This window comes from Pseudoalteromonas phenolica, from assembly GCF_005886345.1.
GTDB lineage: Bacteria > Pseudomonadota > Gammaproteobacteria > Enterobacterales > Alteromonadaceae > Pseudoalteromonas > Pseudoalteromonas phenolica_A.
Map to the genome: position 1 here is coordinate 1 of NZ_PNEC01000018.1, position 11,904 is coordinate 11,904.

General features: G+C 39.9%; 7 protein-coding genes and 1 rRNA gene. All 8 read left to right on the forward strand.

Annotated elements, in window-relative coordinates; translation table 11 throughout:
- Positions 1 to 84 (forward strand): 5S ribosomal RNA (gene rrf, locus CWB72_RS21210); the annotation flags it as partial.
- A 413-nt stretch (positions 85 to 497) separates the two neighbouring features.
- Positions 498 to 1,196, forward strand: a complete 699-nt coding sequence (locus tag CWB72_RS09445; protein ID WP_138630899.1) for a DNA-3-methyladenine glycosylase I — start codon at positions 498 to 500, stop codon at positions 1,194 to 1,196.
- The gene (locus CWB72_RS09450; protein WP_138630901.1) at positions 1,196 to 2,617 is read left to right on the forward strand and encodes a protein adenylyltransferase SelO; all 1,422 of its coding nucleotides are present in this window, start codon (positions 1,196 to 1,198) and stop codon (positions 2,615 to 2,617) included. The genes CWB72_RS09445 and CWB72_RS09450 overlap by 1 nt, the downstream gene beginning before the upstream one ends.
- Entirely contained in the window at positions 2,617 to 4,407 is a 1,791-nt protein-coding gene (locus CWB72_RS09455) for an ABC transporter ATP-binding protein (protein ID WP_138630903.1), read from the forward strand. Before CWB72_RS09450 ends, CWB72_RS09455 begins: the two co-directional genes overlap by 1 nt.
- 125 nt (positions 4,408 to 4,532) lie before the next feature.
- Positions 4,533 to 5,603, forward strand: a complete 1,071-nt coding sequence (locus CWB72_RS09460) for an OmpA family protein (RefSeq protein WP_138630905.1) — start codon at positions 4,533 to 4,535, stop codon at positions 5,601 to 5,603.
- Positions 5,604 to 5,788: 185 nt separating this feature from the next.
- On the forward strand, positions 5,789 to 6,718 hold the full coding sequence (locus CWB72_RS09465) for an autotransporter outer membrane beta-barrel domain-containing protein (RefSeq protein WP_138630907.1): 930 nt from the start codon (positions 5,789 to 5,791) through the stop codon (positions 6,716 to 6,718).
- Positions 6,719 to 6,720: 2 nt separating this feature from the next.
- Complete coding sequence (locus CWB72_RS09470; RefSeq protein WP_138630909.1) at positions 6,721 to 7,710, forward strand: hypothetical protein; 990 nt, start codon at positions 6,721 to 6,723, stop codon at positions 7,708 to 7,710.
- Between the two features lie 229 nt (positions 7,711 to 7,939).
- Positions 7,940 to 11,785: a PKD domain-containing protein gene (locus CWB72_RS09475; protein ID WP_138630911.1), complete on the forward strand. Its 3,846-nt coding sequence runs from the start codon at positions 7,940 to 7,942 to the stop codon at positions 11,783 to 11,785.
- Positions 11,786 to 11,904: the final 119 nt, after the last annotated feature.

Here is an 11,904-nt window from a genome sequence, read left to right on the forward strand (position 1 = left end):
GACCCCATGCCGAACTCAGAAGTGAAACGAAACAGCGTCGATGATAGTGTGGGTTTCCCATGTGAAAGTAGAACATCGCCAGGGCCTAATTAAAGAAAGCCCGATTCGAAAGAGTCGGGCTTTTTTGCGTTTAAGGTGCTAAATCGTCCTGCACAGTGATGAGGTGATGCACTGTGATAAAAAGACGAATTAGAGCAAGGTGAAGAGAGTAGCCTTCACATTAGCCAGTCTGTTTATTTTGAAACTCTTTTCACGCTTGTTAGTAAACACACTCAAATTTACTTACCTAACGAACATTTATTTCTTCCTTCCTTTACTGAAAAGAGCATTACCTTAGCTACGGTTATAACTAGCTCACTTCACCTTGCGCAAAAGAAGCGTACTCACTGCGTTCGCAGTCGCTAATTTTGCACCTATTTGTACTTAATTCCTTTATCATTAAACACATTAGAGATCTTCAGCGTATTAAGCGTTTTAATTAATTGAAAGGTATTGGTTTGGAGTCCTTCAAAGAGATTTATCAAAGAGCATGTGAAAGAAAGTCAGGTGAGCAAAACTTGAGGTTGTTGATATCCTTACCTCTAACAAAACAAGCGTTGTTGGCACACTCAGATTCGCTTTGGCTCGAAGCGTTTACTAAGAAAGTATTTCAAAGTGGTTTTTATTGGTCAGTTATCAATGCAAAGTGGCCTGGCTTTAAAGAGGTGTTTTGGCAATTCGATATTGATGCGCTATTGATGATGTCGCCTGAGCAACTTGAAGAAAAGTCACAAGATGAGCGTATCATCCGTAACTTTAAAAAAGTACAGACGATCCCGCATAATTGCTACATGATCTATGAAATTGCACAAAAGCATAGCTCATTTGCTAAGTTTATCGCTGAATGGCCTGAAGATAACATCATTGGTCTTTGGGCTGAATTAAAGAAACAGGGGGCGCGATTAGGCGGTAACACAGGGCCTTACGCATTACGCGCTATGGGCAAAGATACTTTCATTTTGTCACGAGATGTAGAGTCTTATCTTAGAGCGCATAAAATTATCGATGGTGGTTTGCAAACAAAGAAATCTCTTACTGCAATTCAATCTTTTTTTAATAAGCTAGTAGAAGAAAGTGGGTGGTCTTTAACTTCGCTAAGTCAGCTTATTGCTTATAGTGTTGGTGATAACTACGTTAATGTAGAAGGGGGTGAGTAATGCAAAATGATTACACGGAAATTACAGAAGGCTTTGCTGTTGATTATCCAATGGCTCAACCAAGTTCAGCCAAACTCGTTTTATTTAACGAAGAGCTGTTTGAAAGATTAGAGTTAAATTGGACAGAAGAAGAAATACTTTCCTACCTTTCTGGTTCAAGTAGCGTTGAGGGGAACCCAGCATCTGCCTTAGCTTACTCAGGTCATCAATTCGGTCATTTCAATCCAACACTTGGAGATGGTAGAGCACATTACTTAGGCACTACTCAAGGCCATAATACCTCTGATTTACAGTTAAAAGGCTCTGGGGCTACACCATTTTCTCGGGGCGGTGATGGGCTTTGTGCACTTGGTCCAGCAGTACGAGAATTTGTCATGAGCCAAGCTATTCAGTCACTTGGGGTCAATACGACAGAATGTTTGTCTGTGATCACAACAGGTAACGATGTTTATAGGCAAGGTTATGTACCAGGTGCGGTAGTTTGCCGAGTGGCATCTAGCCATATACGGGTTGGTTCTTTTCAGTATTTAGCGTTTCAGGAAGATAAAACTGGTATGGAACGTTTATTAGACCTTGCGATTAAACGGCATTACCCACAGATCCAATCTGAAGGTGATGATAGAGTATGTGATTTCTTAAAGCATGTTTGTAACAACCAAATCTCATTGATTATTGATTGGTTAAGAGTGGGTTTTATCCACGGTGTTATGAATACCGATAATTGTTTGGTGTCTGGCGAGACCATCGATTTTGGGCCATGCGCTATACTTGAGGCTTTCGATTTCAATGCTGTATTCAGCTCTATAGATAAACAAGGTCGTTATGCATTTGGTCAGCAACCAAATATCGCCCATTGGAATTGCGCACGTTTAGCTGAATCTCTAATGTTAATTATGGAAGATGATGAAGAGCAAGCACTTGCCAAACTGACTGATGTGCTGAATGATTTTTCTAAGTCTTTTAACGAAGCTTATCATATTATGTGGTCCCAGAAATTGGGATTACCAGAGTGGCAAGATTCAGACAACACATTACTCTCGGAGTTGTTGGTGTTAATGAAGAATCACCAACTAGACTACACCAATACTTTTGCTGCCTTGACTTCACTGGCTATCAACAAAAAAGTGCTATTCACGGTTCCTGTAGAATTGAATGAATGGCTAGCTAAGTGGCAAACACGCATCTCAGAGTTTGATGCTGCTGAGGTGGCTACTTTGATGTCCAATGCAAACCCAGCAATTGTGCCACGTAATGAATTAGTTGAAAAAGTCATTGAGGAATTTTATGAAACAGGACACAGCCCTATACTTGAAAAGTGGCTACCCTTGTTAAGTAACCCATATGAATATAAAGAATATGACAAAGTATTTACTTCGCGTCATTCGAAACCTGACACCTATCAAACTTTTTGTGGTACATAATGCAAATACGTTCTGGCGAGCCACTAACTTGGCAAACAATTAAACAGAGTGTGCTTGCACATCGTAAGTCGCTTATTTATGCCCATATCATTGCACTGTTGGCTGCACTAGTTAGTGTACCTATTCCTTTAATGATGCCTTTATTAGTGGATGAGGTGCTACTTGAAAAGCCAGGAGCAGCTATTGAGTTTATGAATACGCTTCTTCCTGATTCTGCGCACAATGCAGTTAGCTATATTCTCTTTGTGTTATTGAGTGTTGTGCTGATGCGTTTATTTGCATTAGTGTTGGGTGTTTTGCAATCTCGACAATTTACGATTATTGGAAAAGACATCAGCTTTCAAGTTCGCAGCTTGTTGTTAAATCATTTGCCACTTGTGCAACTCAAGGAATATGAAACCCAAGGTGGTGGTGCGATCAGTTCTCGCTGTATTACTGACGTCGAAACTCTCGATAATTTTATTAGTCAAACCTTGTCACGGTTTCTAATTAGCTTATTAACTATCATTGGCACCGCGGTTATTCTGCTCTGGATAGACTTAACATTAGGGGCCATTATTCTACTGTTAAACCCTGCTGTTATTTATTTTTCTAGACAGTTTGGCAAACGCGTTAAAGATCTCAAGAAAAAAGAAAATGGTGCATTTGAGGCGTTTCAATCTTCACTAGTAGAGACTTTAGATGCGATTGCGCAGTTAAAAGCAATTCGCCGTGAAGGAAAATATTTCGAGCAAGTGAAAGCGACAGCAAAAGATCTAAAGCATTACTCAGTTCAATCTCAATGGAAGACCGATGCCGTTAGTCGTCTCAGTTTTACTATTTTTTTGCTAGGTTTTGAGGTGTTTAGAGCCATTGCGATGATCATGGTCGTGTTCGCTGATTTGACTGTTGGGCAAATCTTCGCGGTGTTTGGTTACCTTTGGTTTATGATGGGGCCAGTGCAAGAGCTATTAGGCATGCAATATGCCTACTATGGTGCATCCGCTGCATTACAGCGTTTGAATCAAGTATTTGCGTTTGAGACGGAGAAGCCTGCAACTACTCCAATTGTTCAAGCATTTGAAAATCCGCAAGTGGATATTCGTTTTGAAGAGGTTAACTTTGGTTATCATAGCGAGCAGCCGGTACTAAAAAATGTTTCTATGCATATTCCTGCTGGTAAAAAAGTGGCGGTTGTAGCTGTTTCTGGCGGTGGAAAATCAACGTTAGTGCAGCTGTTACTTGGCTTGTATGAAAAGCAATCAGGCAGTATTCTGGTTGATGATAACCATATTGAGCAGATTGGTTACCCGCAAGTGAGAGAGCATGTAGCAACAGTCTTACAACAGCCCGTTATGCTTAATGCGTCCGTAAGAGAAAACTTATCAATGGGCGGACAGTTTACTGATGAGCAACTATGGCAAGCTTTAGCTATTGCTGAGCTAACTGAAGCCATAGAAAAATTAGATGAGCAACTAGATGCTTTAATTGGTCGTAACGGAGTGCGTCTATCTGGTGGACAGAAACAGCGACTAGCAATAGCAAGAATGGTACTTGCAGATCCTAAAGTGGTTATTCTGGATGAAGCAACCTCAGCATTAGACATAGAAACTGAAGCTAAAATTCATCGTAATTTATCTCACTTTTTGGAAAATCGAACAACTCTAATTATTGCCCATAGGCTGAGTGCAATTTCTCAGGCTGACTTGATCTACGTATTAGATGATGGAGAAGTATCTGCTTTCGGTGAGCACAACTCACTGATAAGGCAAGAAGGTTTATATCAAACTCTATTTTCTCATCAGTTGTAATCTGAATATCTTATGAACAAATTAGTATTTAAGTATTAAGTAGAGATTAAGCTTAACACTTTTACTATAATGTCATGCAAGTGACGGATTACGTTACTAATCATAATGATAAACGGGGAAATACGATGAAATTTAAAATGCTAAGCCTAGCAGTTGCTGTTCTTGCTTCTACTACAGTTAATGCACATGAGCACAAGAATGAAGGTGTATACCTAGGTGTATTCGGTGATTATTACAAAGCTAAGTGGGAAGAAATCCGTGATGCTGCTGGTGTGAATGTTGATGACTCAACATCATGGGGTGCAGAGCTAGGTTATCGCTTTAGTGATTACTGGAGTGCGCGTTTAGAATATGCTGATATGGACTTTGACTTATCTGGCTCACAAACCGGTTCTTTAAGTGGTCATCGTGTGGGTGTTGATGGTCTTTACCACTTTAATGGTGGTCCTTTTTATGCATTATTTGGTCTTAAATCAATCGATGCTTATACATCAAATACATTTGCAAATGTTGGTGCAGGTTATCGTCATCACCTAACTGATAATTTATTTGTTAATGCGGAAACTGCTTTATATCAAGGTATTGACCGAGGTTATACTGATGTAGGTGCAAAGCTTGGTATTAACTATGCGTTTGGTGCTAGTACCTCTTCAAAGCCTGTTAAAGCTGCACCGGCTCCAGCGCCAATTGCAAAACCAGCTTCTAAACCTGCTGTGGTAGCAGTCCCACAAGATGCAGACAAAGACGGTATTGTTGATAATGAAGACAAGTGTGCAAACACACCAATGGTAGATGCTGTGGATGCTATGGGTTGCACACTTTACCGTGATGAAGAAGTGACGGTGAGCCTATTAGTGCGTTTCCCCAATAATAACTCTGCAGTTTCTCAACAGTATTTAAATGATATTGAGGCTGTTGTTAATTTCTTAAATGAATATCCTGATACTAAAGTGCGCTTAGAAGGCCATACTTCATCAGTAGGTAAAGCAGAATATAACAAATGGTTATCTCAGAAACGAGCAGATGCAGTGGCCAAGCAGTTAATTGCAGAAGGTATCGCAGCGAGTCGTGTAAGTGCCATCGGTTATGGTGAGGAACGCTTAAAAAATACAGCAAATACTGAAGCTGCGCATGCACAAAATAGACGTGTAGAAGCGAAGATAATTTCAGTAAAACGCGTAAAAGTTAAGCGTTAATACATAGTTCTACCTTTATAAAAACCAGCGACATGCTGGTTTTTTACTTTATTAAGCTTAAGTTAATAATCAACCTTGACTCCCTATGGGTGTGTATTAAAATTGTTCGAAAATGTAATAAGTTGTAATCAAGGAATGAGCTACAATTAACCTTGATTTACTCACTCTTTGTTCAAGGTCATATTATGAAAAAGGTTTTTCTTCTAACCAGTGCTTTTTTATCCACCACTGCACTGGCTGCGCCAAATCCATCTTTTAGTGAAATCAGACTTGGTTTCGAAACTATCGAGTATCAAGAAACTTTAGGCAATCTCGCTGGGATCACTAACTTAAAACAAGATGCTTCAGTGACTAACCCAACAATTCGCCAGCTGTCTTATACTGGAATTGATGATAATTGGGGCTTTTATATTGATAGTGCTGCGACAGTAGCAACAGAAATAGATACAGAAGTTTGGTCAACTAGTGATTTTGGCGCAATTCAGCAAAATGACTTCAAAACAAAAGCAAATGAAATAGGGTTTACTGCTGCATATAACTTTACCAAAGCATTGCAATTCACCTTTGGTGCGCAGATCAAAACAACGAGTTTTACGCGTTCAAACTTTAAAATTGTAAAGCCTGGTGCTGATGCCTTCGACAAAGCGTTAATTGATTTAGAGGCCAGATTTAATTTACCAGGACAAACAAAAGATTTAGATGATCCTCTTATCAACAACCCGCAAGAGTTATCTCTTGTAGTATCAGTAACTGAAGATCAAATGAACTTAAACGCTGCCCTAGGCGTTCGTTATGATAGCCGATTAGCAGATGCGTTTAATGACTTAAGTTGGTATGCCGAAGCAAAAATAAATACGCCGCTTTACTCTCGTACTCAAAGTACAAGTATTGAAGAGCTTACATTAACAGATAGTTTCAATGGTTGGGGGGTCATGGCAAGAGCTGGGATCAGGTATCAATTAAAAGAGCATATTGCTGTGATGATTGGTGTTGATGCTGATAAGCATGAACGAGATAAGATTGCATTTGAGCAAGTAGATGGTCGCCGTCGTACAGTACCAGATATTTCATATTCAAATGTATCTGTTTCAGCTGGATTACAATGGAGTTACTAAGCATGAAAAAGACGTTAATCGCTTTAGCGCTTGGGACGCTCTCTTTAACTGGCTGTAAAACACTAGATGCTGTTCCAGGTGGTTTAGGGGATTTAGTTGGCACAAAAGAAGTCGATCAAGCGCAAGTTCAGGCGGTTTATAATAAAGCACAAGAGGCTTATTTATCCGCAAAATCAGCAATGCGGAGCATTGCTACTGAGTCACTGGCAGACTTTGATCCTTCAAGGGTAAAAGATGCAAATAAAATCTGGAATGACCTACAAGAAGAGTTTGCGGAATTAGAGGCCAAGCCAGAGAGAGCTTTAGAAAAAGCCTCTTTATTTTCTTCGAATACCGTTGCTGATGAAGTAATGGAGCAATCTCAAGAAATCACCACACTTATTGCTTCGGCGCAAGCTGCAAAAGATGCCATTGTTGCAGTGCTTGAGCCTGTGAGGGCACACTTTGCAGTTCTTGATAAGATTGAAGCTCAAAAGAACTTTCCTAAGCAGTATGAGCAACTTGTTGAACGTCACGAAGAGCTAAAAGGCATGTTAATTGACGGAGAACAAGCTAAAGTCGAAGGTTATTTACCTGAGTTAAGTAATCGTTTGCATAAACTTGAACAAGATGCAGTTGAAAAGTTTTATTTAGGGGAAGTGCTGTCTGACCTTAAGGTATTAGCTAATTCTGATAAGTCTGAGGTTTTACCAGCAGTGTTTGTTGATGCGAAAAACAGTGCAGAGCTAGCTCAGGCTTTTGCTAGAAATAATGTGCGTCAATATCAGGATATTGAAGCAAAAACGTTACTTGCACAGCTACAAGTAAAACGCATTAATCGTTTATTTGAAGAGCATATTCGCCGCAAAGAGGCGCTTAAGAATGATAGTGTAGAGAGTCAACTCTTGGCATTAGAAAAGCAAATCTTTCAGTTAACACAAAAAGCCGGTTTAGGTGATCTGAGGCATTTAAGTTTTTCAGAGCAGTTAGCTGAGTTAAATAAAGTTAACTAATACAAACAAACGTTCAAATGACCATAGAAAAATGCGCTTTTTGGCGCATTTTTTGTCTCAAAAATGACCCCTTTTATAACAAAAAGTAATTGCCCTTTCTTTTTTAGAATTTTTTATTAATTAAGGTGAGATAATTTAGTTTTGCTGGAAAATTAACCTACGCTTATTTTGCCGTAATTTCTAATAAAGCGCTTTTATAGCACTTTTACAAAACAGCACAGGATGAGCCATGAAAATAGGAAAGCAAAAACTTTGGCGGATGATCGTCGCGCCAATGGTATTCAGTATAGCATTAACAGCTTGCGGTGGAGGGTCCGATGATCCTGCGCCTAGCCCTAGCCCTAGCCCAGATCCCACCCCTGAGAACCAAGCCCCCACAGTCAGTATTGCTGAGTTAGAGGAAGCCAAAGAGCAAGAGGCGTTCACGTTGACTGCGACTGCAACTGATAGTGATGGTGATATCGCAAAATATGAATGGTCAACGGATTCTTCTTTAGACTTCACACTAGCAGGTGTAGACACAAATGAATTAACGGTTACTAGCCCTGATATTTCTGCAGATACCCCTGTAACTTTTAAGCTGACGGTGACCGATAATGGTACGGCGGCTAAAACTGCCAGTGCAGAACAAACTGTGCTTATTAAGCGGAAAGTGTCATCAGTCACAATTACAGGGATTGTAACGGATGAACCTATTGCCAATGCCAATGTCACGGTGTCCGCGGGTGAATCATCCGTTCAGACGCAGTCAGGCTCTGATGGCAAATACACCGCAGAGTTAATTGTTGATGAATCTGAAGTAACAGATCTAGTTCAGATTAAAGCTCAAGGTACTGGTGAGCAAAACCAAGTGGAGTTTTGGTCATTACTTAACTCAGTTGAAACGGTGATAGAGCAAGCAGGTGATGATGGCATATTACAAAGAGAAGAGAATTTCTCAGTGAATGTCACAAATGTCACAACTGCGGAGTATGCACTTATTTCACGAGATGGTGAGATCCCAAATGATGATGAAGCATTAAAAACGGCATTATTAAATGTTGATGCAGATGAAAAACTTCAACTGGCAACACTCATTAAAGTTGTTGTTGATAACCCTGAGTTTTCTTTACCTGAAGGGGTTAACAATACCTTAGAGTTAGTCTCATCAGTTGAAACAGCGGAAGCTTTTGAAGCTGAGGTGAATGAAAAAGACCCAACCATTATTGAAGAAACTAAAAAAGAAATAAAAGAAGATACTGACTTAGTAACTGGCCCTTCAGGCTCATTAGTTGGTGAGTATATTCTTCAATCACCTCGTTACTACAATAACCTGGCTTATCATTTGAGTCTTAAAGAAGACAGCACAGGTGTAATTCATGGTATTGACCAGCAAGTTATCAGTAATTGGACGTTAGATGGTAACAAGTTATCGCTTGAATTTGCTAATGCCCTGAAAAAGTCTGTTTCAGAAACTACACTAGAAGACCAATCTACACAGCGTGTTGAGACATTCGTCAGCGGTATGAGTATGGTGGTCCTCGGTGAAAATGAAGTATTTAGATCCGTTGAAGTGACAGAAACGACCTATCAAATGATTGGAGAGGTTGAGCAAACACCTGAAACCGTCACTTACATTAGTAATTTAACAAGTAAGATGCAAACAGCAGAACCGACAGCAGAAATGCTTACTGCTGGTGATGCGACTTGGTATATAGATTTAGACGACAGAGATTTTACCCTTAACGATAAACCAGAAGATGAAGTCTCTAAACTTATATTTAACCTTGATGGCACAATTACTTCAGACAAAGCCAATGAAGAAATAACTTGGATTATTGAAGATCGAGCGCTTGTTATCAGTTACAAAGGTTTTGTTGATGAGACTAAGCAAGAGGTTGAGTTCCAAGGAGCAGTGTCTATTTGGCTAACCAAAGTCCTAGATGCAGGTTATCAGGTTGTTACTTTAGATCCGAGTGATGAAGAATGGCCGAATACTGAATATGGTCTATTTATCAAGTCAGCAGATGTTACTGTTAACGAGACAACTATGTCAGGTCGTTGGCATGGTTTCTATGGCTTAAATCAAAGTTACTATATGGACTTGTACCCTGACGGCTCTCTATATTTTGGTTTAGAGCGCAGTGACTACGTTTGGGATATTGACGGTACGACTATGGTGCGCAAGGTATACATGCAAAATGGCCATCGCGTTGAGAGTTGTTTTGAAGAGAGAGATGACTGCTCGCTTGTTGGCCTAACGAATCATGAAATATTAGCTATGGTCAATGATCGCTATTATATCAAGCGAACTTTCCTTTGGATGAACCAAGAAGGCATCATGGAAGTTTCACAAGTAGGGCTCTTTATTTTTGAGTATAACAGTGATCTGAGTATTACCTCATTTGATCAAGTGTTACCAAATTACGGAGACACTTATGTGTGGATGCAAGATGCATCAGGGAATTTGGTTTTAGTCCAAATTAACCGTGACAGTGAAGAATCTGATGGGGTGATCACCATAGCTAATCAAGAATATGCCTTTAACTTTGCTGATGGCACCATTGTGTACGAAGTAGAAGGGGTTAAGTATGTTCTTGAAATCACAGCAAGCTCTCAGGAATACCTTTCAGTATGCTTGTATGTTGAAAGTGTAGGGTGTACGGATGAAGGTAAAGCCAAGCTTTGGAAGCAAATGCCATTAATGGGTAATTCCATCATTAATAATTCAGATTTATATGTTGGAGAGGCAGTAGGCTTAAGTCTAGATCGTTGGGGTAATGGTAAGTTGAAAACAGCTATGACGGAGCACGATGTATATTGGTACGTTGCACCTGAAGGCATGATTGAAATTAACCTACAGTCTCCATCGACGATTTATAGTAATAATAATAATGGTGTGATGACAGAGCATAAACTCACAGGTTATCACGTTAAACTAGATGCCAGCGATGCCATGAAGGTCTCTGTTACAAAGCGGGTCGATGTTTACACCGATGGTAGTATGACCGGTGATATGCATCATGACTTTATGGCTAAACTCTATTATGAAAGAGATTTCTTAGACTTATCAGGAGTTGATTTCGTAGGAAAATGGGTTGCTTACGACCAAGCCGATGGAAACCAAATTAGTCGTGTAGAATTCAAGGCTGATGGTACTGGTACCGTGAAATCTACTTTTGATGAACCAGATGAAAACGGTGATTTTACTTGGTCTGTAATGGGCAATGCATTGCAATTACAGTTTGGTGATACAGAGTACGACAACCTCCACATGACCAAAGACTTAGCGGTTGGTTATCAATTTGTTGATAACTTTACTGACGTTGGCGATGTATACTCAAGCCAAATTGTGGCAGGTATCTTAATCAAAGATACCGCTCCTGCATTGAGCAAAGCAGATTACCAAGGTCGTTGGCTGTACTTTGATGGCACAGAGCAAACTAGTGGTCAAAATGGCACAGAGATCTACCCTGAAGCAGAAAATGACAGCTACCTGACTTTTGTGTTTGGTACAGTTATTAGTTCATATCAGGGCCGTTATGAAGATGGACAAGTGATAAGAGCTCGCTATGTGAACCCAAGTAATAACGAGCGGATGAGATATTGTGAGCCATCAGATACTTGTGTATTACAAGGTGAAATGCGCTATCAAATGGTTGCCGAGCATGAAGGTCGTTACTTCTGGGCGAGAGAGTTTAGTAGCTTTGACACTGATGGTAATGAATACCCTAATTCGGGTGTGATGTTTGTCGGGGAACGTAGCGAGTCTACAGATATTGCAACGCTTGAAGACTATCATGTTGACTTCTTCTACCTTCACCAAGCAGGCGATAACGGTTCGATAGCTTGGTATTCAACGAATAGCACAAATGAGATGGGTGAATCTATACATACATTGCAGATAGGTGATGCCGAAGCTGTACCATTTACTTTTGAAAATGGTCAGATGCATCTAATACTCGATGGTCAAGATACCATTATTGAGCTGGTACCAGGCAGTAATAACAAAGATGGACTAACATTGTGTAAATATCTCAAGGACAATGAGTGTACTGCACAAGACCATGTGCCTTTGTTTTTTAACGCTCCATGAATTAATAATATATCTGATGAAGGGCTCTTAGGAGCCCTTTTTATTGAGCATTAAATTGTGTGCTTAATAAAAGTTGGCCTAATAGTTTGTTGAGCGATTAGCAATAAAGACATATAATA

Bases quoted from the DNA above. Each gene is read 5' to 3' on its own strand.
- CWB72_RS09450 (WP_138630901.1), top strand. From the start codon at position 1,196: ATGCAAAATGATTACACGGAAATTACAGAAGGCTTTGCTGTTGATTAT.
- CWB72_RS09470 (WP_138630909.1), top strand. From the start codon at position 6,721: ATGAAAAAGACGTTAATCGCTTTAGCGCTTGGGACGCTCTCTTTAACT.
- CWB72_RS09465 (WP_138630907.1), top strand. From the start codon at position 5,789: ATGAAAAAGGTTTTTCTTCTAACCAGTGCTTTTTTATCCACCACTGCA.
- CWB72_RS09455 (WP_138630903.1), top strand. From the start codon at position 2,617: ATGCAAATACGTTCTGGCGAGCCACTAACTTGGCAAACAATTAAACAG.
- CWB72_RS09475 (WP_138630911.1), top strand. From the start codon at position 7,940: ATGAAAATAGGAAAGCAAAAACTTTGGCGGATGATCGTCGCGCCAATG.
- CWB72_RS09460 (WP_138630905.1), top strand. From the start codon at position 4,533: ATGAAATTTAAAATGCTAAGCCTAGCAGTTGCTGTTCTTGCTTCTACT.